At 51.7% G+C, this 21284-nt stretch carries 22 protein-coding genes; 8 read left to right on the top strand and 14 right to left on the bottom strand.

Annotation, left to right across the window (positions count from 1 at the left end):
- Positions 1 to 82 precede the first annotated feature (82 nt).
- The 4 genes from OGY37_RS10215 to OGY37_RS10200 form a co-directional block, all read right to left on the bottom strand.
- The gene (locus tag OGY37_RS10215) at positions 83 to 352 is read right to left on the bottom strand and encodes a YdgH/BhsA/McbA-like domain containing protein (RefSeq protein ID WP_008785396.1); all 270 of its coding nucleotides are present in this window, start codon (positions 350 to 352) and stop codon (positions 83 to 85) included.
- A 230-nt stretch (positions 353 to 582) separates the two neighbouring features.
- On the bottom strand, positions 583 to 978 hold the full coding sequence (locus tag OGY37_RS10210; protein WP_003834908.1) for a DUF302 domain-containing protein: 396 nt from the start codon (positions 976 to 978) through the stop codon (positions 583 to 585).
- Positions 979 to 1055: 77 nt separating this feature from the next.
- Positions 1056 to 2147 carry a YVTN family beta-propeller repeat protein gene (locus OGY37_RS10205; RefSeq protein WP_286620733.1) on the bottom strand — a complete coding sequence of 364 codons (1092 nt, stop codon included), beginning with the start codon at positions 2145 to 2147 and terminating at the stop codon, positions 1056 to 1058.
- Between the two features lie 428 nt (positions 2148 to 2575).
- Positions 2576 to 3502 (bottom strand): LysR family transcriptional regulator, encoded by a 927-nt coding sequence (locus OGY37_RS10200; RefSeq protein ID WP_003834913.1) that lies wholly within the window; start codon positions 3500 to 3502, stop codon positions 2576 to 2578.
- Positions 3503 to 3591: 89 nt separating this feature from the next.
- Here OGY37_RS10200 and OGY37_RS10195 point away from each other — a divergent pair, with 89 nt between their 5' ends.
- A complete protein-coding gene (locus OGY37_RS10195) occupies positions 3592 to 4590 on the top strand; it encodes a bile acid:sodium symporter family protein (protein WP_003834916.1) in 999 nt (332 codons plus the stop codon).
- On the opposite strand, the gene OGY37_RS10190 is transcribed toward OGY37_RS10195, so the two are convergent.
- From OGY37_RS10190 to zipA, 3 genes are all read right to left on the bottom strand, one after another.
- Positions 4587 to 4805 carry a DUF3820 family protein gene (locus OGY37_RS10190; protein WP_003038102.1) on the bottom strand — a complete coding sequence of 73 codons (219 nt, stop codon included), beginning with the start codon at positions 4803 to 4805 and terminating at the stop codon, positions 4587 to 4589. The two genes, OGY37_RS10195 and OGY37_RS10190, sit on opposite strands and share 4 nt — an antisense overlap.
- Before the next feature lies 1 nt (position 4806).
- The gene (gene ligA, locus OGY37_RS10185; RefSeq protein WP_286620731.1) at positions 4807 to 6822 is read right to left on the bottom strand and encodes an NAD-dependent DNA ligase LigA; all 2016 of its coding nucleotides are present in this window, start codon (positions 6820 to 6822) and stop codon (positions 4807 to 4809) included.
- Between the two features lie 71 nt (positions 6823 to 6893).
- Positions 6894 to 7901 (bottom strand): cell division protein ZipA, encoded by a 1008-nt coding sequence (zipA, locus tag OGY37_RS10180; protein ID WP_286620729.1) that lies wholly within the window; start codon positions 7899 to 7901, stop codon positions 6894 to 6896.
- A gap of 230 nt (positions 7902 to 8131) precedes the next feature.
- On the opposite strand from zipA, the gene cysZ reads away from it, so the two are divergent.
- The 5 genes from cysZ (at position 8132) to crr (ending at position 12992) form a co-directional block, all read left to right on the top strand.
- Complete coding sequence (cysZ, locus tag OGY37_RS10175) at positions 8132 to 8893, top strand: sulfate transporter CysZ (RefSeq protein WP_123267674.1); 762 nt, start codon at positions 8132 to 8134, stop codon at positions 8891 to 8893.
- 163 nt (positions 8894 to 9056) lie between these two features.
- On the top strand, positions 9057 to 10028 hold the full coding sequence (gene cysK / locus OGY37_RS10170) for a cysteine synthase A (RefSeq protein ID WP_003038091.1): 972 nt from the start codon (positions 9057 to 9059) through the stop codon (positions 10026 to 10028).
- A gap of 383 nt (positions 10029 to 10411) precedes the next feature.
- On the top strand, positions 10412 to 10669 hold the full coding sequence (ptsH, locus tag OGY37_RS10165; RefSeq protein ID WP_003038086.1) for a phosphocarrier protein Hpr: 258 nt from the start codon (positions 10412 to 10414) through the stop codon (positions 10667 to 10669).
- Between the two features lie 45 nt (positions 10670 to 10714).
- Entirely contained in the window at positions 10715 to 12442 is a 1728-nt protein-coding gene (gene ptsI, locus OGY37_RS10160; protein WP_079939139.1) for a phosphoenolpyruvate-protein phosphotransferase PtsI, read from the top strand.
- Positions 12443 to 12482: 40 nt separating this feature from the next.
- On the top strand, positions 12483 to 12992 hold the full coding sequence (crr, locus tag OGY37_RS10155) for a PTS glucose transporter subunit IIA (protein ID WP_000522253.1): 510 nt from the start codon (positions 12483 to 12485) through the stop codon (positions 12990 to 12992).
- A 148-nt stretch (positions 12993 to 13140) separates the two neighbouring features.
- Here the strand turns inward: crr and OGY37_RS10150 are convergent, their stop codons facing one another.
- Both OGY37_RS10150 and pdxK read right to left on the bottom strand, forming a co-directional pair.
- Positions 13141 to 13380, bottom strand: coding sequence for a cytoplasmic protein (locus OGY37_RS10150; RefSeq protein WP_123267675.1), 240 nt, complete (start codon positions 13378 to 13380; stop codon positions 13141 to 13143).
- Positions 13377 to 14243 carry a pyridoxine/pyridoxal/pyridoxamine kinase gene (gene pdxK / locus OGY37_RS10145; protein WP_286620725.1) on the bottom strand — a complete coding sequence of 289 codons (867 nt, stop codon included), beginning with the start codon at positions 14241 to 14243 and terminating at the stop codon, positions 13377 to 13379. The genes OGY37_RS10150 and pdxK overlap by 4 nt, the downstream gene beginning before the upstream one ends.
- Before the next feature lie 82 nt (positions 14244 to 14325).
- On the opposite strand from pdxK, the gene ptsJ reads away from it, so the two are divergent.
- Positions 14326 to 15618 (top strand): MocR-like B6 salvage transcription factor PtsJ, encoded by a 1293-nt coding sequence (ptsJ, locus tag OGY37_RS10140; RefSeq protein WP_191214161.1) that lies wholly within the window; start codon positions 14326 to 14328, stop codon positions 15616 to 15618.
- A 13-nt stretch (positions 15619 to 15631) separates the two neighbouring features.
- Positions 15632 to 16348 (top strand): type 1 glutamine amidotransferase, encoded by a 717-nt coding sequence (locus tag OGY37_RS10135; RefSeq protein WP_286620722.1) that lies wholly within the window; start codon positions 15632 to 15634, stop codon positions 16346 to 16348.
- A gap of 91 nt (positions 16349 to 16439) precedes the next feature.
- On the opposite strand, the gene cysM is transcribed toward OGY37_RS10135, so the two are convergent.
- The 5 genes from cysM to cysP form a co-directional block, all read right to left on the bottom strand.
- Positions 16440 to 17351: a cysteine synthase CysM gene (gene cysM / locus OGY37_RS10130; RefSeq protein ID WP_123267679.1), complete on the bottom strand. Its 912-nt coding sequence runs from the start codon at positions 17349 to 17351 to the stop codon at positions 16440 to 16442.
- Between the two features lie 119 nt (positions 17352 to 17470).
- Complete coding sequence (gene cysA / locus OGY37_RS10125; protein WP_123267680.1) at positions 17471 to 18568, bottom strand: sulfate/thiosulfate ABC transporter ATP-binding protein CysA; 1098 nt, start codon at positions 18566 to 18568, stop codon at positions 17471 to 17473.
- The gene (cysW, locus tag OGY37_RS10120) at positions 18558 to 19433 is read right to left on the bottom strand and encodes a sulfate/thiosulfate ABC transporter permease CysW (protein WP_003038064.1); all 876 of its coding nucleotides are present in this window, start codon (positions 19431 to 19433) and stop codon (positions 18558 to 18560) included. Before cysW ends, cysA begins: the two co-directional genes overlap by 11 nt.
- Positions 19433 to 20266 carry a sulfate/thiosulfate ABC transporter permease CysT gene (cysT, locus tag OGY37_RS10115; protein WP_003038061.1) on the bottom strand — a complete coding sequence of 278 codons (834 nt, stop codon included), beginning with the start codon at positions 20264 to 20266 and terminating at the stop codon, positions 19433 to 19435. Before cysT ends, cysW begins: the two co-directional genes overlap by 1 nt.
- Positions 20267 to 21283: a thiosulfate/sulfate ABC transporter substrate-binding protein CysP gene (gene cysP / locus OGY37_RS10110; protein ID WP_003835019.1), complete on the bottom strand. Its 1017-nt coding sequence runs from the start codon at positions 21281 to 21283 to the stop codon at positions 20267 to 20269.
- Position 21284: the final 1 nt, after the last annotated feature.

The following is a 21284-nucleotide window of genomic DNA, read 5'->3' as shown; positions in this document are numbered from 1 at the left end:
TATTTGTTGATTATTAATAAGCGAAAGCAGGTATAACAACGCACTTTCGCTAATCAATAATCAAAACGGGGGAAACTGCTGTTTACTTTTTATAGAGTTCGCTGGTCACTACAGCCTGAGAACCATTGCCTATAGAAGAGAAGTTCTTAATGACAAAGAAATCAGCACCTTCTTTATCTGCCATTTTCGAAATTTTGTGCATACATTGATTCACCGTATTTTCCGTTACGGTGATTGACTTGACATGCTTTAAACTATTGGCTTCTTGTTGCGAGATTTCTGTAGCAGCAAAGGCAGACAGACTGAGAAAACACAAAGAAGCGGCCAATGATGTGACTAATGTCTTTTTCATAACTATCCTCATAATTTACATATTAATATTTGAGCGTCAAGATATACTTTTCACATAATATTGCAAACAAAAACCCTTCAATTTATAAAATAGACGAATCGACAAACATTGAAGAGTAATGAACATCATATGTATTGTTCAATAGGTTTATTATAGCGGGTTAAATACTTTCATAATAAACGCAGAAAAATAACACTAAATATCCGCGAGGAATTTAGTGCTATTTGCAATTAATTACCGGCCACTTCGTTAAGAAGAGTTGCCAAAATGCTAACTGGAGCAACAATATTATGTGCAACACCATAATCAAACTCCAGAACAGTACTTGCATCCTGATAATCTATATGGGTATCACCATTGTCATCCTGCCAAATAACCACCCGTAGGGGTAACTCTATTGCCGCATGAGGATTTGCTTGCATGGCAGGAGTACCACCCTTTGGGTTACCAAACAGAAATAACATCGTCGGTCGCAGAGCAAGACCTACATCCGTTGCCGCTTGCTGTTGATCAACCTGCACAAAAATACGAATATTTTTAGCATTCAATACGCTGACGAGTCTGTTTACAGTATCATCAAAATTGAACTTACTAGGCAGCGTTTTTGTCCGCTCCGGCTTTCTCATCTGTCGTTCCTTTATTTATAGAATATTCATGAAAATACCCGCCAGCGAATGACGGGTATTGATAAATGCTAGCACAGTTATTTAGGCGTCACTTCGACAGAGCCCCAGCTGATACCATTTGGGTTGTTGTCTACCGGAAGCGTGTTCACTACCTTACGCTCATTAATATCAATCATCGAAACAGAGTTTGCAAATGAGTTAGTTACGTAAGCATATTTGCCATTTTTATCGACAACCACGCCATGGGCCCCATCGCCAGTGGTGATGGTTTTCGCTACCGTAAGGCTTGCGATATCAATCATGTTTATTGTGTTACCCGGCTTGCTCTTCGAGCCCTGATTGGTTACCAGCATGCTTTTACCATCCGGAGTGCCAAACAGCTGGGTTGGTACGGTACCGACATTAATTTTCTTCACAACTTTACGCGTTGCTGTATCAATCACCGCTACAGCATCTTCACCAGACAGGGAAACAAACACCAGTTTTCCGTCCGGTGAGAAACCTACCTGGGCTGGCATTTTACCTAATGGGATCTGCGCGACTTCTTTATTACTAGCTGTATCAACAACGGATGCCGAGCCCCCTTTCATATTCGCGATATAAACTTCTTTACCGTCAGGACTCACTCTGAGGCCATGAGGGAATTTACCTACATTAATTGTCGTTAAATTTTTCAAATGTTCTGCATCAATCACGCTGATGGTGTTATCTGCACTATTTGAGATATACGCCATTTTCCCATCAGGGGTGACGACAACATGCGCAGGGTGTGCGCCAACCGGAAGTTTTGCAATAACCGTATCATTTTCGGCATTAATAACCCAAACTTCTCCATGTTCCTTTTTGCCAGCATGAGAATCTTTGCCCATGTCCATTTTCTCAGAATGAGCATCTTTGCTCATATCCATATGTTCAGAGCCTGATGAATGTGTCCCGTTAGCACCAAGGTTGGTTACCCAAACTGTTTTATTGTCTGGTGACACCTGAACGTTATGCGGCATTTTACCAACATGTACTTTATCTACAGTCTTTAAAGACGCAGCATCAAGTACATTAACTGAATCTGCACCTTCATTTGCTACATACACTCTGTCTGCTGCAAACGTATAACCAGACCATGCCAGCATACTAATTTGCATTGCAATTAAAATTTTATTTTTGCTTATCATCGCCGCCAATATCCCATTAGTTAAATATATTTACCGGATTAGTTTCAGTAACCAGCTATTGTAGGATTATTTAACATATCACTAATATTACTCCATCGGGATCGTGTTAATTCTACCTATAACGAGTTACTGTATGAATTGCTTAGTCATTTCATTAATCAATCGCTATACATCATTGTATTAGATACTGCTATCCGTACTTGCGTATAAAGAGTATCAACCTTCCAGCAAGTGGAAGGTCAAGAAAAAAAAGTAATAATTTAAAATAGCCTTAAAAATCCGCAAGCTGAGCAATTGTCTAAGAATATCGCAGGAGAATTTATAAATATAAAGAGGTAGTCCGGTGCCGGGTAAAATATCAAAGTTAACGATCAGTTCATCGATACTGAAAGCCAAACCTAACAACATGACAAACACCAGCCATATCGTTAAAGCTGGTACAAAGGATCCCGTGCCCGACCGGCGGTTAATTCACTGGCCTGCATCCGCACCACGTCCCACAGCGCCTGGGCCGCAGTCGATAAAGAACGATTTTTACGTCGTGCCAGCATCAATTGTCGTTCCACAACCGGCGTCAGGCGTTTAACCTGCAAATGGCTGCCCTGCGGTAAAGGGAGCGCCAGCGCGGGCAGCACGCTGATACCAATCCCCGCCTCAACCATCGGGAACAGTGTGGCCGGGTGACCAATCTCCTGAACAATATTGGCCTCAATGGAAAAGTGGGCTAGCGCCGCATCGATCAACGGTCGACTGCCGGAAGCGTAATCCTGTAATACCAAGCGCTCATGATATAAATCCTGCCAATTTACCCATTCGCGTTGGGCTAGCGGATGATCCTCTCGACACAACAGCAGGAACGGTTCGGATAACACCGCTTCACACTGTAGATCGGTCACAGCACCTGGATCTATCACAATGCCAAAATCCACCTCGCCCTGACGAATACTCTCCAGCACCCACTGTTGCGGACGATCGTGCAGCACAAAATCGATTGCTGGATAAAGCTGATTACTCTGGGCAATACACTGTGGAATAAGGTGAGCAGATATTGTCTGGCTGGCGGCAACGCGCACCGTTCCGGTTAACTGCGTTCCCACCTGGCCTGCTTCACGCAGCGTGCTGTGCAGTTCATCCAGAATACGTTCCAGCCGAGCCGCCAACTGGTGCCCTGCTTCCGTCAGCACCACTTCCCGCGTTGTTCTATCTAACAACCGCACACCCGTCTGCCCTTCCAGCTCTTTAACGCTGTGGCTGACCGCCGACTGGCTTAAGCCAATGATATCCCCCGCCCGGCTAAAACTTTTGGCCTGAGCGACGGTAACAAAGATACGCAGCTGACGCAGAGAGTAATTCATTTATTCGATTCATATATGGATGCAATAAATCAATTTTATTTCTCAAACAGAAAAACGCAAAATGTTCCTACCGAATTTCAGGAGCTTTTATGAAACTTTTTCGTATCCTTGATCCGTTCACGATAACGTTGATTACGGTCGTATTACTGGCGTCCTTTTTCCCGGCCAAGGGTGGCTTTGTGCCTTTCTTTGAAGGCTTAACCACCGCTGCCATTGCCCTGTTGTTTTTTATGCACGGGGCGAAGCTTTCGCGTGAAGCCATTATTGCTGGCGGTAGTCACTGGCGTTTGCATCTATGGGTGATGTGCAGCACGTTTGTTGTTTTCCCGGTACTGGGTGTTCTGTTCGCCTGGTGGGCGCCGGTTAATGTTGACCCGATGCTGTACACCGGTTTCCTGTACCTGTGTATTTTGCCGGCCACGGTGCAGTCGGCAATCGCTTTTACGTCGCTGGCGGGGGGTAACGTTGCCGCTGCCGTGTGTTCCGCTTCGGCCTCCAGCCTGCTGGGTATTTTTCTCTCGCCGTTGCTGGTTGGCCTGGTAATGAATATGCACGGCGCAGAAGGCAGTCTGGAGCAGGTGGGGAAAATCATGCTGCAACTGCTGCTGCCGTTCGTACTGGGACATCTTTCACGTCCGTGGATTGGTAATTGGGTGTCCCGACATAAAAAATGGATCGCCAAAACGGACCAATCCTCCATCTTGCTGGTGGTGTACTCCGCCTTCAGTGAAGCCGTGGTTAACGGGATCTGGCACAAAGTGGGGATTGGCTCGCTGCTGTTTATCGTGGTGGTCAGCATCGTATTGCTGGCAATCGTGATTGGCATCAACGTCTTTGTTGCGCGTAAATGCGGCTTCAACAAAGCCGATGAGATCACCATTGTCTTTTGCGGATCGAAAAAGAGCCTGGCAAATGGGATCCCAATGGCAAATATTCTGTTCCCGACGTCAGTGATAGGAATGATGGTGCTGCCGTTGATGATCTTCCATCAAATTCAGCTGATGGTGTGTGCCGTGCTGGCACGTCGCTACAAGCAACAAACGGACGCATTGCAGGCGCAGCAGAAAAGCCGCGCCGCAAAGGCTTAGAGCGGGCGTTTCAGGGGCTGCACCAGTTGCGTCAGCCCTTCAGTTTTAATCAGCAGCGTGATTTGCATCAGCTCGCCGAGCTTGCCCGGCGGGAATTCATCCTTACGGGCAAACCACAGCAGATACTCTTCCGGTACATCAATCAGCCGACGCCCTTTATATTTGCCAAAGGGCATCACGGTATTGGCGATTTCAACCAGTTGCTCTTTTTCCATCTCAGGCACCCAGTAAGCGGATCATTTCAGCTTCATCGATTACGGCAATACCCAGTTCCTGCGCTTTTGCCAGTTTCGACCCCGCCGCTTCACCGGCAATCACCAGGTCGGTTTTCTTCGATACGCTACCGGCCACTTTTGCACCCAACTCAGTCAGTCGCGCTTTGGCGTCATCGCGTGACATCAGGCTCAGACTCCCGGTCAGCACCACCGTTTTACCCGCGAAGGGGCTGTCGATTTCTTCAGCGTTGATGACCACCGGCGCTGGCCAATGGATACCCTGCGCCAGCAGTTGGACGATCACCTCGCGGTTACTCTCTTCGGCAAAGAAATTAAACACGTGGGTCGCTACCACAATGCCGACATCCGGCACTTTTTGTAGCTCTTCAATAGAGGCCGCTTCCAGCGCCTCAAGGGTGCCAAAATGTGACGCCAGACCAGCCGCCGTAGCTTCGCCGACTTCGCGAATACCCAGCGCGTAGAGGAAACGGGCAAACGTTGTTTCTTTCGCTTTTTCCAGCGCATTCACCACGTTTTGTGCCGATTTCGGCCCCATACGATCAAGACCGGTCAGTTTGCCTGCGGTCAGTGTGAAGAGATCCGCTGGCGTGTGGACATACTCTTTCTCGACCAGTTGATCGATAATTTTGTCGCCCATGCCGTCAACGTCCAGCGCACGGCGGGAAACGAAGTGTTTCAGCGATTCCTTACGCTGCGCTCCGCAGATTAAACCACCGGTACAGCGAGTAACCGCTTCGCCTTCCACACGCTCAACGTCTGAGTTGCATACCGGACAGTGGGTGGGAAACTCAATTTCACGCGTATCGTCCGGGCGCTCGGAAAGCACGACGTTTACTACCTGCGGGATGACATCGCCCGCACGGCGAATGACGACTTTATCGCCAATACGCAAACCAAGACGCTCAATTTCATCCGCATTGTGCAAGGTGGCGTTACTGACCAACACCCCGGCAACCTGAACTGGCTCAAGGCGGGCGACAGGCGTAATCGCCCCGGTGCGTCCAACCTGAAACTCAACATCACGTACGAAGGTCATCTGCTCTTGCGCCGGGAACTTAAAGGCCACAGCCCAGCGCGGCGCGCGGGCAACAAAACCCAGTTGTTCCTGCAACACCATAGAGTTGACTTTGATCACCACACCGTCGATATCGAATCCCAGCGTCGGTCGGTCTTCTTCAACCTTGTGATAGTAAGCAAGTACTTCCTCCGGAGAGTCGCAAAGCGTAACTCTGTCGCTCACCGGCAATCCCCACTCTTTAAATTGCAGCAGACGGCCCAGGTGGGTATCAGGCAACACACCACCTTCCAGCACACCAACGCCATAGCAGAAGAAAGTAAGCGGTCGCTTCGCTGTGATACGCGGATCGAGCTGGCGCAATGACCCGGCCGCCGCGTTACGCGGGTTAGCAAACACTTTGTTGCCAGTACGGCGGGCCTCTTCGTTAATTTTTTCAAATCCGGCCTGCGGCAGGAACACTTCACCGCGCACTTCCAGACGCGTCGGAATGTTATTGCCACGCAGTTTTAACGGGATCGCACGAATAGTGCGCACGTTCGAGGTAATATCCTCACCCGTAGTACCATCACCACGCGTTGCGGCACTGACCAGCACACCGTTTTCATACAGGATACTGACCGCCAGTCCGTCCAGCTTCAGTTCGCAGCACCAGGTTAGTTTGTCCGTACTCTTCAGTCTGTCCTGCACACGCTTGTTGAAGGCGAGAAAACTCTCTTCATCAAACACGTTATCCAGCGACAGCATTGGCACTTCATGACGAATCTGGCTGAACGCTGCTAACGGGGCGGCGCCAACACGTTGGGTTGGTGAGTCGGGGGTGATAAGTTCCGGATGCTGCGCTTCCAGCTCGCGCAGTTCACGCATCAGGCGATCATATTCCGCATCGGGAATTTCCGGCGCATCCATCACATGGTAGAGATACTCATGATGGCGAAGCGTGGTTCGCAGTTCTGTCAGTTGTTGTTCGATTGATTCCATATCGCACCATCAATGATAAAAAACCCCCGACAGGCGGGGGTTTAGCAAGGAGATGTCACGCCAGAGGAGAATCAGGCGTGAGATTCTTTAACTTCGCGGATGCGGTCCTGATACTCGCGCAGTTTCTGCGGCGTCATCATGCGACGTTGATCGTCGAGCACCACACCACCCACTTCATCGGCGATGTGCTGTGCGGACTGCAACATCAGCTTAAAGTTTTGCAGCTCGTCCCCATAGGACGGAACCTGCATGAAAATAGTCACGCCAGGGGTGCTGAAATCACCCGTCATTTCGGGATCAAACGTTCCTGGGTTAACCATATTGGCAAGGCTGAACAGCGACGGACCGCTGCCATCCGGGCTCAAATGACGATGGAAAATATTCATATCGCCAAATTTAAAACCGGCTTGCTGAATGCTGTTGAGCAGCACTTCACCGTTGAGCTCGCTACCGTGATGCGCCGCAACGTTCATAATAATGACCGCTTCTTTACGCTGCGGTTTTTCAGCAACAGGTGCTTTTTCAACTACCGGCTCAGGCTGCGGTTGATGTTCAACGGCAGGCTCTGCGGGCTGGAAAGTCTGCGGCGCAGGTTGCGGTGCTTGCTGCACGGGCTGCTGAACCTGCGGAGCAACGGGCTGATGCTGCATCGGCTGCTGCACAGGTTGCTGCTGAACAGGCTGATGTTGCACCGGCTGCTGCGGTTGTACAGGCTGCTGCTGAGCATGCGGCGGCGGTACCGGCGCTTGTGCAGGCTGCGGCGCGGGTTGACGCGGCTGAGCAGACGCATAAGGCGGCTGGTACTGGTGTTGCGGCGACTGAGGAGGAACACCATGTTCCTGCACGTTACCGGGAGCATGATTCACACGATGAACGCGAACTTCGCCCACGCCTTCGTCTTCCTCGACGTTGTCGTCGAACGAATCCTCGTCTTCACGTTTAGACTTCATGCGTTTCAGTGGGCGATCGCGGAATATAGAAGACCGCTCTTTACGGCTAGTCCAAAAACCATGTACCAGTAAAGCGATTATGGCGATCGCGCCAACAATGATTAATATCAGACGCAAATCCTGCATCATTATATTCTCTGTTGTTCTAACACCTTGCCACCACGGCAAACATTTACTCACTAAGAGTATTTGTCGATTACGCCAAGTGCAAGTGCACTCTTGGCTTTCACGGCATAAAGATGAACAAAATTGTGCTTTTTGCTGTTTTTTCGAACATTTCTGAACAGCTTAACGCTCAACAACCCGGTAAGATACGCAAAGTTTACCAGAGCTTATATAACAAGGAGTATGTCCTGACCATGGTTTCATCATCTGCAGTCGTACCTCGCAGCGGCCTTTATTACTTTTCACAGGGATGGAAGCTCATCAGCCAACCGGGCATTCGTCGCTTTGTCATCCTGCCTTTGCTGGTGAATATCCTGCTGATGGGCGGCGCATTCTGGTGGCTATTCACACAACTCGATAGCTGGATCCCCGCGCTGATGAGCCACGTCCCTGACTGGCTTCAGTGGCTCAGCTATTTGCTGTGGCCGATTGTCACTATCTCCGTACTACTGGTGTTCGGCTACCTGTTTTCCACCATAGCCAACTGGATTGCCGCGCCGTTTAACGGTCTGCTGGCTGAACAACTGGAAGCGCGCTTAACAGGTGCGACACCGCCTGATACCGGCGTTCTCGGCATCATGAAAGATGTTCCCCGTATTATGAAACGTGAATGGCAAAAGCTGGCGTGGTATCTCCCGCGCGCCGTCGTGTTGCTGATCCTCTATTTCATTCCGGGTATTGGGCAGACTGTCGCCCCAGTGCTGTGGTTCCTGTTCAGCGCGTGGATGCTGGCCATTCAGTACTGCGATTATCCGTTTGATAACCATAAGGTGCCTTTTAAGGAGATGCGCGTCGCGCTGCGCACACGCAAGGTCACCAATATGCAATTTGGCGCATTGACCAGCCTGTTCACCATGATTCCGGTGCTCAATCTGTTCATCATGCCGGTCGCGGTTTGTGGTGCCACGGCGATGTGGGTAGACTGCTATCGTGCTAAGCACGCGTTATGGAAGTAATGCAAAAATGTGTAAAAGCGGGCTGGCTTATGCCCGCTCTTATTCCATACTGCAACGCATTATTTCCTGGTGGCATATAGATATACGAATTCCTTACTTCCCCATACTTTCTCAACAGGTATGCTGAAGCGGTATCCCAATTTCATACAGTTAAGGACAGGCCATGAGTAAGATTTTTGAAGACAACTCGCTGACTATCGGTCATACGCCGCTGGTTCGACTGAACCGTATCGGTAACGGACGCATTCTGGCGAAGGTGGAATCACGCAACCCGAGCTTTAGCGTCAAATGCCGTATCGGTGCCAACATGATTTGGGATGCCGAAAAACGTGGTGTACTGAAACCGGGTGTAGAGCTGGTCGAACCAACCAGCGGCAACACAGGGATCGCGCTGGCCTACGTTGCCGCCGCTCGCGGTTACAAACTGACTCTGACCATGCCTGAAACTATGAGCATTGAGCGCCGCAAACTCTTAAAAGCGCTGGGCGCTAACCTGGTGCTGACCGAAGGCGCAAAAGGTATGAAGGGCGCGATTCAGAAAGCGGAAGAAATTGTCGCCAGCGATCCGGAAAAATTCCTGCTGCTGCAGCAGTTCAGCAACCCGGCAAACCCGGAAATCCACGAAAAAACCACCGGCCCGGAAATCTGGGAAGATACCGATGGCCAGGTTGATGTCTTTATTTCCGGCGTCGGTACCGGCGGTACGTTGACTGGTGTGACCCGTTACATTAAAGGCACTAAAGGCAAAACCGATCTGATCACCGTCGCGGTTGAACCTACCGACTCCCCTGTTATCGCTCAGGCGCTGGCAGGTGAAGAACTCAAACCAGGCCCGCATAAAATTCAGGGCATTGGCGCAGGCTTCATTCCTGGTAACCTTGATCTGAAGCTTATCGATAAAGTCGTTGCCATCACTAATGATGAAGCTATTTCTACTGCGCGTCGTCTGATGGAAGAAGAAGGTATTCTGGCTGGGATCTCTTCCGGTGCAGCAGTTGCTGCCGCGCTTAAGCTCCAGGAAGATGAAACCTTTACCAATAAGAATATAGTGGTTATTCTACCGTCATCGGGTGAGCGTTATCTGAGCACTGCACTGTTTGCCGATCTCTTCACAGAGAAAGAACTGCAACAGTAGTGCCAGCATGTTAAAAACGCGTAAAAAAGCACCCTTTTGGGTGCTTTTTTGTGGCCTGCTTCAAAGTTTCAACTCGCCTGGCATTGATTCAGCCCGCCGGAACTGGTATTTAACCAAACTAATTATTTTGATGCGCGAAATTAATCGTTACAGGAAAAGCGCTAGCTGAATCGATTTTATGATTTGGTTCAACTCTTCCTTTCGCGGCATAATGTTTAATGACGAACGAAACGTCAGCGGCAAGAAGTTGCCAGCAACGGATTGCACCGAACTCCTTTTGTGTCGCGTCCAGTTTACGCCGATGCTAACAATACAGGCTAAAGTTAAGCCGCCAGGCTAGACTTTAGTTCCACAACACTAAACCTATAAGTTGGGGAAATATAATGTTCCAGCAAGAAGTTACCATTACCGCTCCGAACGGTCTGCATACTCGCCCTGCTGCTCAGTTTGTTAAAGAAGCAAAAGGCTTTACTTCTGATATTACTGTGACTTCTAACGGCAAAAGCGCTAGCGCCAAAAGCCTGTTTAAACTGCAGACTCTGGGCCTGACTCAGGGTACCGTTGTCACCCTGTCCGCAGAAGGTGAAGACGAGCAGAAAGCAGTTGAGCATCTGGTTAAACTGATGGCTGAACTCGAGTAAGTTCAACGAGTTCTTTTAAATATCAGTCACAAGTAAGGTAGGGTTATGATTTCAGGCATTTTAGCATCCCCGGGTATCGCTTTCGGTAAAGCATTGCTGCTGAAAGAAGACGAGATCGTCATTGACCGGAAAAAAATTTCTGCCGACAAGGTTGATCAGGAAGTTGAACGTTTTCTGAGCGGTCGTGCCAAGGCATCTGCGCAACTGGAAGCGATCAAAACCAAAGCTGGTGAAACGTTCGGTGAAGAAAAAGAAGCCATCTTTGAAGGGCATATCATGCTGCTCGAAGATGAGGAGCTGGAGCAGGAAATCATAGCCCTGATTAAAGATAAGAACATGACGGCTGATGCAGCTGCGCATGAAGTTATCGAAGGTCAGGCCACAGCCCTGGAAGAGCTGGATGATGAATACCTGAAAGAACGTGCGGCTGACGTACGCGACATCGGTAAACGCCTGCTGCGTAACATCCTGGGTCTGGCAATTATCGACCTGAGCGCTATTCAGGACGAAGTTATCCTGGTAGCCGCAGACCTGACCCCGTCAGAAACTGCACAGCTGAACCTGAACAAGGTGCTGGGTTTCATTACTGACGCGGGCGGACGTACTTCCCATACCTCTATCATGGCGCGTTCTCTGGAACTGCCTGCCATCGTAGGTACGGGTAGCGTCACCTCTCAGGTGAAAAACGACGACTATCTGATTCTGGATGCCGTAAACAACCAGGTTTACGTCAATCCGACCAACGACGTTATCGAGCAACTGCGTGCCGTTCAGGAGCAGGTTGCTACCGAGAAAGCTGAACTCGCTAAGCTGAAAGATCTGCCAGCTATCACGCTGGACGGACATCAGGTTGAAGTTTGCGCCAATATCGGTACCGTTCGTGACGTTGAAGGCGCTGAGCGTAACGGCGCTGAAGGTGTGGGTCTGTACCGCACCGAATTCCTGTTCATGGACCGTGAATCGCTGCCAACTGAAGAAGAACAGTTTGCTGCGTATAAAGCCGTTGCTGAAGCCTGTGGCTCTCAGGCGGTCATCGTCCGTACCATGGACATCGGCGGCGATAAAGAGCTGCCGTACATGAACTTCCCGAAAGAAGAGAACCCGTTCCTGGGCTGGCGTGCCGTGCGTATCGCCATGGATCGTAAAGAGATCCTGCGTGACCAGGTTCGCGCTATTCTGCGCGCCTCTGCTTTCGGCAAACTGCGCATCATGTTCCCAATGATCATCTCTGTTGAAGAAGTGCGTGCACTGCGCAAAGAGATCGAAATCTACAAACAGGAACTGCGCGACGAAGGTAAAGCATTTGACGAGAGCATTGAGATTGGCGTGATGGTGGAAACACCGGCTGCGGCAACAATTGCGCGTCATTTAGCCAAAGAAGTTGATTTCTTTAGTATCGGCACCAATGATTTAACGCAGTACACCCTGGCAGTTGACCGTGGTAATGATATGATTTCACACCTTTACCAACCAATGTCGCCATCTGTGCTGACGCTGATCAAGCAAGTTATTGATGCTTCTCATGCTGAAGGCAAATGGACTGGCATGTGTGGTGAGCTTGCAGGCGACGAACGTGCTACACTTCTGTTGCTGGGGATGGGTCTGGACGAATTCTCTATGAGCGCCATTTCTATCCCGCGCATTAAGAAGATTATCCGTAACACGAACTTCGAAGATGCGAAGGTGTTAGCAGAGCAGGCTCTTGCTCAACCGACAACGGACGAGTTAATGACGCTGGTTAACAAGTTCATTGAAGAAAAAACAATCTGCTAATCCACGAGATGCGGCCCAATTTACTGCTTAGGAGAAGATCATGGGTTTGTTCGATAAACTGAAATCTCTGGTTTCTGATGATAAGAAAGACACCGGAACTATTGAGATCGTTGCTCCGCTCTCTGGCGAGATCGTCAACATCGAAGACGTGCCGGATGTAGTTTTTGCTGAAAAAATCGTTGGTGATGGCATCGCTATCAAACCAACCGGTAACAAAATGGTTGCCCCTGTTGATGGCACCATCGGCAAAATCTTTGAAACCAACCACGCTTTCTCTATCGAATCCGACAGCGGCATTGAGCTGTTTGTTCACTTCGGTATTGATACCGTTGAACTGAAAGGCGAAGGCTTCAAACGCATCGCTGAAGAAGGTCAGCGCGTGAAAGTGGGCGACCCGGTTATTGAATTCGATCTGCCGCTGCTGGAAGAAAAAGCCAAGTCTACCCTGACTCCGGTTGTTATCTCCAACATGGACGAAATCAAAGAGCTGATCAAACTGTCCGGTAGCGTGACAGTGGGTGAGACTCCGGTTATCCGCATCAAGAAGTAATTCTTTTTGCAGAGAAAAATGGCGCCATCAGGCGCCATTTTTTTTATCTGATGGATATCAAAACCCTGCCGGATGGCGCTACGCTTATCCGGCCTACAACGAACTCCGTAACGTAGGCCGGCTAAGGCATATGTGCCGCCATCCGGCATTAAATCTGTAAGGTGACCGGTCGGTAACACGCCTCGCGCATCAGAATTTTCATCCCTTCCGGCCCGCTTTCCAGCATCCGTCGCTCCGAGTCCGCCACTAACAATTCACAGTCGTAGCCACCCGCAATACCAAACATGGCCCGCGCTACACAGATATCTTCCAGCGCTGCTGCCCCGTTGGTGTCAAAATGTCCAACCATACGTCCATTCTGGCGAACGACCAGCCGGTAACTCTTCATCGCGCCTCCCCTGCCGGTGGCAGAATTAATTCATCACAACCGCACTGGTGCGTCCACGTCATCACGTCCAGCACCCGCTGCGCGGCGTCGTGCGTCGCAGTCGTCAGCGTTTTCCCCAGTACAAGGCCGCTCACCAGCTCTGCACAAAACAGATCGCCAGTCCCCTTCAGATCCGTTTTCACTCGCGGATGGGCTAACACCTCAACCGTTTCAGCCGTCACCACCGCAACGTTAATAATCTCTTCGGTATCCCCCGGCGCGCTGGTAATCACCACCCATTTCAGGGTGTCAGTGAGCAGTGATTGTGCCGCCGTAATGGCTTCATCAATCGTACGACACTGCTTTCCGCTCAGCATTTGCAGCTCAAATACATTTGGAGTCAGCCCCTGTGCCAGCGGCAGCAGGTGCTGACGATAAGCTTCCGGGATTTCGGCTTTCACATACATGCCGCTATCCGTATCGCCAATCACAGGGTCGACCAAAATGCACAGGTCCGGATGCGTGGCCCGAACGGTTTCCAGCCACTGTGCCAGCAAGGCGATTTGCTCCGCACTGCCCATGTACCCTGTAGTCACCGCCTTTAGCTCACGCAAGGCATCACGCTCGCTTAAGGCGCGGAGATAGCCGCTAAACCAGTCGGGCGGAATAACGCCGCCGTAAAAGGTTTCATAATGCGGGGTATTACTGAACAGCACCGTGGGTACTGCCGTCACGCGTAACCCCTGCGCTTTAATGGCCGGGACAGCGATGCTGTTGCCTACGCTGCCATACACCACCTGTGACTGGACGGCGACGATATCGGTCTGTAACGCCCGATGCGTGTCGTCAAAGAGCACTGACTGGATATCACTCTCCTGCTCCATAAATTTCTCCTCTCGCTGGACAGCGGACCTACGCCTCATTATTATCGTCATATGCTAAAATTCATTTTGTCATAGGTCAATAATGATCGACGGAAAAACCGCTAACGAAATTTTTGACAGTATCCGTCAACATGTCACTACAGGCACGCTGGCAGCGGGAGAAACGTTGCCGCCAGTGCGTGAACTGGCAACGGAATTAAACGTGAACCGCAATACTGTCGCGGCGGCTTACAAACGCCTGGTCACCTCCGGGTTGGCACAGAGCCTGGGACGCAACGGCACGGTGATTAAGGGAATTGCGGCCCCCGCTGCGCTGGAAGGTGGTAATCCGAATACCCCGCTTATCGATCTTTCCGGCGGTAATCCAACGCCCTCGCGTCTTCCTGATCTGAGTAGTTATTTCGCAAAGATAAATAAGAATCCGCGCTTGTACGGCGATGCCGCTGTATCACCTGGACTTAAGGTGTGGGCATCACAATGGATGCAGGATGCTATGCCCGGCAAAGGGGAAATTGATATCACCAGCGGCGCCATTGATGCTATCGAACGGCTACTGTGCGCCCATTTACTGCCTGGTGATAGCGTTGTCGTTGAAGATCCATGCTTTTTGAGCAGCATCAACATGCTGCGCTATACCGGATTCTCAGCCAGCCCGGCCAACGTCGACCACGAAGGCATGCTGCCGGACCAACTGGAACTCGCGCTACAGAAAGGCGCGCGGGCAGTAATTCTGACACCGCGCGCGCACAACCCCACAGGATGCAGTCTGAGCGCATCACGCGCGGCGCAATTGCAGGAAATCCTGGCCCGCTATCCGCAGACGCTGGTGATCGTCGACGACCACTTTGCGCTGCTATCTGCTTGCCACTGGTATCCGGTGATTGCGAAGGAAACCACGCACTGGGCGATTGTCCGTTCGATGTCAAAAACGTTAGGTCCGGATTTACGCCTCGCCATCGTGGCCAGCGATCCGCTCACTTCCGGAAAACTGCGTTTACGGCTCAACTCCGGCAGTCAATGGGTCAGCCATCTGCTGCAGGATCTGGCCTACGCCTGCCTGAGCGATGAGACTTATCAACACACGCTGGCGCAAACTCAGCAGTTTTACGCAGCCCAGCAGCATAAGCTGACGGCTGCTCTGCGGCGACATGGCATTGAGTTGCCCGTTGGTGACGGTCTGAATATGTGGCTACCGCTGGAAGATAACAGCCAGGCGATCGCTTTTGCGCTGGCAAAGTCCGGCTGGCTGGTGCGGGAAGGCGAAGTGTTTGGCGTCAATACACCTGCTCACGGCCTGCGTATTACGCTGTCAACCTTAACTGACAGCGACATTGATAAGCTGGCGGCTGATATCCATCAGGCGCTAAAGCGCTAACAGGAGAGAAAAAGTGCGAGTTCATTTTGTTATTCATGAGTCTTTTGAATCTGCTGGCGCGTATCTGCTGTGGGCCGAATCACGCGGCTATACCCTCAGTTGGTCGCGCGTTTATGCCGGAGAAGCGGTCCCGGCTAATGCCGATGGCTTCGATATGCTGGTGGTATTTGGCGGTCCGCAGTCACCACGAACCACACTGGCAGAGTGTCCGTACTTTGATTCTCAGGCCGAGCAGCATCTGATCAACCAGGCGATTGCGGCACGTAAAATTGTGGTGGGGATCTGCCTGGGTTCACAGTTAATCGGCGAAGCGCTGGGTGCGAAAGTATGCCAAAGCCCGGAAAAAGAGATTGGTCACTACCCGATCGCCCTGACCGAGGCAGGCCAACAGCACCCGTTGTTCGGCCATTTCGGCTCACCGCTCACCGTCGGTCACTGGCACAACGACATGCCAGGGCTAACCGACCAGGCGACCATTCTTGCCGCAAGCGAGGGCTGTCCACGACAAATCGTACAATACGGTAATTTTGTTTATGGTTTTCAGTGCCATATGGAGTTTACGGCTGATGCAATTGAAGGGCTGATTCAACACTCCGAACAAGAACTGGCGGAAGCTAAAGGCAAGCGCTTCATCCGCACTGTGGAAGAGATGCGTACCTGGGATTACCAGCAGATGAATGAAAAGCTGTGGCAATTCCTTGATAAACTGGTAGAAAAACGTAACGATTGATCATGGCAGGCCGGATAAGACGCTTTACGTCGTCATCCGGCGATCGTGTCATGCGTTTGCCTGATGTCGCTATGCTTATCAGGCCTACAAACTAAATCCCTAATCCCTGGTTAAAGTGCTCTTCGCCAAACACGCCGGTTGAAAGGTAGCGATCGCCGCGATCGCAGATGATCGCCACCACCACTGCCCCTGGTGTCGCTCGCGCTACGCGTAACGCTCCCGCCACCGCGCCGCCAGAACTAACACCACAGAAAATCCCTTCGCGAACGGCCAGTTCACGCATGGTGTTTTCCGCATCATTCTGATGAATATCCAGCACTTCATCCACCAGCGAGGCGTTAAAAATACCCGGCATATATTCCGCAGGCCAGCGGCGAATTCCCGGAATACTACTGCCCTCTTCCGGCTGCAGGCCAACGATAGTTACCGCTTTTTCTTGCTCACGCAGAAAACGCGACACGCCGGTAATGGTGCCTGTCGTTCCCATACTGGAGACAAAGTGGGTGATACGACCTGACGTCTGCTGCCAGATTTCCGGTCCGGTGGTGGTGTAATGCGCGTACGGGTTATCCGGATTATTAAACTGATCCAGCAGCTTACCTTCTCCACGCTGCGCCATCTCAAAGGCTAAATCGCGCGCGCCTTCCATCCCCTGTTCTTTGGTCACCAGAACCAGTTCAGCCCCGTAAGCACGCATCGCCGCACGTCGCTCCTGGCTCATGTTGTCTGGCATCAGCAGCTTCATGCGGTAGCCTTTCAGCGCGGCGATCATTGCCAGCGCAATACCAGTATTACCGCTGGTGGCCTCAATCAGCACGTCGCCGGGCTTAATTTCTCCGCGCTTTTCCGCTTCGACGATCATCGACAACGCGGCGCGGTCTTTCACCGAACCCGCGGGATTATTGCCTTCCAGCTTGACCCAAATTTCACTGCCGTTATCCGGCGCCAGACGTTGTAATTTCACCAGAGGCGTATTGCCAATTGTTTGTTCTAATGTGTTCACGTTTTCAGCTCAATAAAAATGCCGGGTGGCGCTGTGCTTGCCCGGCCTACAGGTCATGCTGCACCTGGTAAGCCCGGTAAGCACAGCGCCACCGGATGATAACTATACGAATTAACCTATCAGGCACTTTGCGCCAGGGCAAGTTCCTCTTCACGCGTTTCAATACGCTGGTCGCCGTTATACAGACGCGCATTTTGCAGTCCGACAAACAGACGTTCGCCGCGGCTCGGGGAATTATCGCCCTGCATGATGACCGTCAGCGGTTCGTTATACCACCCCAGTGGTTGCACAACTAATTGGGTGTAGTGTCCTTTCGGACTGGCTTCCAGCACCTGTACCGGCAATGGCGAATCCAGGCTGGTACGACGGCTGACGTCCACTTCCCACGGGCGCAGGAACAGATCCACCGGTCCCTGATAGCCAGGCGTATAACCCAGCGGCCAGCGGTGCGCGCCCACGTGGAATTGGCCGCCACGAATCGTCCCCTGCAGGCGGTTAACCTCACCCATAAATTCCAGAACAAAACGGGTAGCCGGTTCGCGCCATACCTGATCCGGCGCATCAGCCTGTTCGATATGACCCTGGCTCATCACCACCACGCGGTCTGCGACTTCCGTTGCTTCTTCCTGGTCGTGGGTCACAAACACGCTGGTAAACTTCAGCTCTTCATGCAGCTGGCGCAGCCAGCGACGCAGCTCTTTACGCACCTGCGCATCAAGCGCGCCGAACGGCTCGTCGAGCAATAAAATCTGCGGCTCCACCGCCAGCGCACGCGCCAATGCCACGCGCTGCTTTTGTCCGCCGGAGAGCTGTGCCGGGAAACGGTCCGCCAGATGAGCCAGTTGAACCATTTCCAGAAGTTTGGTCACTTTTGCTTTGATGGCCGCCGTATTTGGGCGCTCACGCCGTGGCAGGACCGTCAGACCAAACGCGATATTGTCGAAAACGGTCATATGGCGAAATAGCGCATAGTGCTGGAACACGAACCCCACTTTACGGTCGCGAGCATGCAAACGGCTGACGTCGGTACCGTGAAAACGGATATGCCCGCTGGACTGATGCTCCAGCCCGGCAATAATGCGCAGCAGCGTGGTTTTGCCCGAGCCAGACGGCCCCAGCAGCGCAACCATCTGACCTGAAGGAATATCCAGCGAGATATCGTTCAGCACCTGGGTGCGACCAAAAGACTTCTTAATATTGGCAATCTCAATGCTCATGATTTTCCTCCTGCTGCGCGCGTTTTTCCTGGTTCTCCAGACGCCATTGCAACATGCTCTTCAAAAACAGGGTAATAATCGCCATCAGCGTTAATAGCGCCGCGGCGGTAAAGGAGCCGACCGTGTTGTAGTCCTGCTCCAGTAATTCAATCTGTAATGGCAACGATAAGGTTTCGCCGCGAATCGAGCCGGAAACCACCGACACCGCACCAAACTCACCAATCGCACGGGCGTTGGTCAACACCACACCGTACAGCAATGCCCAACGGATATTCGGCAACGTCACGCGTCGGAACATCTGCCAGCCGGACGCGCCAAGCAGCACAGCCGCTTCATCTTCATTGCTGCCCTGGCTTAACATCACCGGCACCAGCTCACGCACTACAAACGGACAGGTCACGAACACTGTCACCAGCACCATCCCCGGCCAGGCAAACATAATTTGCAGGTTATGCTCATCCAACCATCCGCCAAGCGGGCCGTTAGAGCCGTAAAACAGCAGATAGACCAGACCGGCGACCACCGGCGAGACAGCAAACGGAATATCCAGTAACGTCAGCAGGAGTTGGCGTCCAGGGAAGTTGAAGCGAGTCACCAGCCAGGCCAGCAACACGCCAAACACCAGGTTCACCGGCACCGCAATCAGCGCAATCAGCACCGTAAGCCAGATCGCATGCAGCATGTCCGGGTCCGCCAGGTTCTGTAAAACCGGCATTAATCCCTTGCTGAACGCCTGCACGAAGATGTAAATCATCGGCACCAGCAAAATAAACGCGGATACCAGCATGCCCGTGCCGATTAAAAACCATTTCCCCCAGTTGATGCGGGGTGCGCCATAGCGTTTCAATTGGGTAATGTCTGCCATCAGTGACCTACCACGCGTCGACCAAAGCGACTTTGCAGGGTGTTAATTGAAAACAGCAGCAACAACGAAGCCCCGAGGATCACAGAAGCAATCGCGCTGGCGGCCGGGTAGTCAAACTCCTGCAGGCGAACAAAAATCATCAGCGAGGTCACTTCCGTTTTCCACGCGATGTTTCCGGCGATAAAAATAACCGCACCAAACTCACCGAGGCTACGGGTAAACGACAGCGCAACGCCCGCCACCAGTGCGGGTGACAGCTCCGGCAGCACCACTTTACGGAAACTCTGCCAACGCGTAGCACCAAGCGTTTCTGCCGCTTCTTCATATTCCGGGCCTAACTCTTCCAGTACCGGTTGTACGGTACGCACCACAAACGGAATGCTGGTAAACGCCATCGCTACCGCGATACCAAGCCAGGTGTAGGTCACCTTGATATCCAGCTTCGCCAGCCACTCGCCGTAGAAGCCATTAACCGAAAACAGTGACGCCAGCGTCAGACCCGCCACCGCTGTAGGCAGCGCAAACGGCAGATCCATCAGCGCATCCAACAGCGTACGGCCCGGAAAGCGATAGCGGGTTAAGATCCATGCCATCAGCAAACCGAATACGCCGTTAAAAATCGACGCCACAAACGCCGACAGCAGCGTCACTTTATAAGCCGCCACCACCTGCGGATTGGTAATCACATCCCAGTATTGCGCCCAGCTCATTTGCGCCAATTGCATCACCAGCGCGCTCAGCGGCAGCAGCAATATCAGGCAGACAAACAGTAAGCTGGTGCCCAGGCTCAAAGTGAAGCCGGGCAGCACGCGTCGGGAAGAAACAGCAAACATTTACTTACGCCCCGCCGCCAGCAGTTTGTCCAGCTCACCGCCGCTGACAAAGTGTGTTTTCATCACTTCAGGCCACGAGCCAAACTTATCTTCCACACGGAACAATTCGGTCTGCGGGAATTTATCTTTCAGCTTGTCCATTACCTGTGGGTTATTCACGCGGTAGTAGAAATCGGTAATGATGGTTTGCGCCTGCGGGCTGTACAGCCAGTTCAGGTAAGCTTTCGCCGCTTTTTCAGTACCGTTGGCCTGCACATTTTTATCTACCCAGGCCACCGGGAACTCCGCCAGAATGTTGACCTTCGGCACCACCACTTCGAAGCCCTGGTCTTCATACTGTTTACGGATATTGTTCACTTCCGATTCAAAGGTAATCAGTACGTCGCCCAGACCGCGCTCCACGAAGGTGGTAGTTGCACCACGACCGCCGGTATCAAATACTTCCACGTTTTTCAGAAACTGGGTCATGAACTGTTCGGTTTTAGCTTTATCCCCACCGTCCGCTTTATCTGCCGCGCCCCACGCTGCCAGATAGGTATAGCGTGCGTTACCGGAGGTTTTCGGGTTCGGGAAAATCAGCTTCACGTCCGGGCGAACCAGATCGTTCCATTCGTGGATATTCTTCGGGTTGCCCTTACGCACCAAAAACGCCATGGTGGAATAGAATGGCGAACTGTTATTCGGCAGGCGGCTTTGCCAGTCGGCAGGGATCAGCTTGCCTTTGTCATGCAGGATCTGCACGTCGGTCACCTGGTTATAGGTCACGACGTCAGCTTTCAGCCCCTGCAAAATCGCCAACGCCTGTTTTGATGACCCGGCATGAGATTGTTTAATCGTCAGTTTGTCGCCGCCGTTATCCTTCGCCCATTGCTGTTCAAACGGCGGATTAAGGGCGGCAAACAGCTCGCGGGAAACATCGTATGAACTGTTCAGCAGTTCCGTTGCCTGCGCCTGCCCCACCAGCAACAGCATGGCTGCCAGCGTCAGTGTTCTTTTTTTCAGTAAGTTAACGGCCATT

It is taken from the genome of Citrobacter sp. Cpo030, assembly GCF_030333005.1.
Lineage (GTDB): Bacteria > Pseudomonadota > Gammaproteobacteria > Enterobacterales > Enterobacteriaceae > Citrobacter > Citrobacter portucalensis.
The sequence above is the reverse complement of the archived record's forward strand: the minus strand, read 5'-3'. Positions and strand labels throughout refer to the sequence as shown.

Bases quoted from the DNA above. Each gene is read 5' to 3' on its own strand.
- OGY37_RS10195 (WP_003834916.1), top strand. From the start codon at position 3,592: ATGAAACTTTTTCGTATCCTTGATCCGTTCACGATAACGTTGATTACG.
- OGY37_RS10215 (WP_008785396.1), bottom strand. From the start codon at position 352: ATGAAAAAGACATTAGTCACATCATTGGCCGCTTCTTTGTGTTTTCTC.
- crr (WP_000522253.1), top strand. From the start codon at position 12,483: ATGGGTTTGTTCGATAAACTGAAATCTCTGGTTTCTGATGATAAGAAA.
- cysP (WP_003835019.1), bottom strand. From the start codon at position 21,283: ATGGCCGTTAACTTACTGAAAAAAAGAACACTGACGCTGGCAGCCATG.
- ptsI (WP_079939139.1), top strand. From the start codon at position 10,715: ATGATTTCAGGCATTTTAGCATCCCCGGGTATCGCTTTCGGTAAAGCA.
- cysA (WP_123267680.1), bottom strand. From the start codon at position 18,568: ATGAGCATTGAGATTGCCAATATTAAGAAGTCTTTTGGTCGCACCCAG.
- pdxK (WP_286620725.1), bottom strand. From the start codon at position 14,243: ATGGAGCAGGAGAGTGATATCCAGTCAGTGCTCTTTGACGACACGCAT.
- ligA (WP_286620731.1), bottom strand. From the start codon at position 6,822: ATGGAATCAATCGAACAACAACTGACAGAACTGCGAACCACGCTTCGC.
- ptsJ (WP_191214161.1), top strand. From the start codon at position 14,326: ATGATCGACGGAAAAACCGCTAACGAAATTTTTGACAGTATCCGTCAA.
- OGY37_RS10200 (WP_003834913.1), bottom strand. From the start codon at position 3,502: ATGAATTACTCTCTGCGTCAGCTGCGTATCTTTGTTACCGTCGCTCAG.
- OGY37_RS10205 (WP_286620733.1), bottom strand. From the start codon at position 2,147: ATGATAAGCAAAAATAAAATTTTAATTGCAATGCAAATTAGTATGCTG.
- OGY37_RS10210 (WP_003834908.1), bottom strand. From the start codon at position 978: ATGAGAAAGCCGGAGCGGACAAAAACGCTGCCTAGTAAGTTCAATTTT.
- cysW (WP_003038064.1), bottom strand. From the start codon at position 19,433: ATGGCAGACATTACCCAATTGAAACGCTATGGCGCACCCCGCATCAAC.
- zipA (WP_286620729.1), bottom strand. From the start codon at position 7,901: ATGATGCAGGATTTGCGTCTGATATTAATCATTGTTGGCGCGATCGCC.
- ptsH (WP_003038086.1), top strand. From the start codon at position 10,412: ATGTTCCAGCAAGAAGTTACCATTACCGCTCCGAACGGTCTGCATACT.
- cysK (WP_003038091.1), top strand. From the start codon at position 9,057: ATGAGTAAGATTTTTGAAGACAACTCGCTGACTATCGGTCATACGCCG.
- OGY37_RS10190 (WP_003038102.1), bottom strand. From the start codon at position 4,805: ATGGAAAAAGAGCAACTGGTTGAAATCGCCAATACCGTGATGCCCTTT.
- OGY37_RS10150 (WP_123267675.1), bottom strand. From the start codon at position 13,380: ATGAAGAGTTACCGGCTGGTCGTTCGCCAGAATGGACGTATGGTTGGA.
- cysZ (WP_123267674.1), top strand. From the start codon at position 8,132: ATGGTTTCATCATCTGCAGTCGTACCTCGCAGCGGCCTTTATTACTTT.
- cysT (WP_003038061.1), bottom strand. From the start codon at position 20,266: ATGTTTGCTGTTTCTTCCCGACGCGTGCTGCCCGGCTTCACTTTGAGC.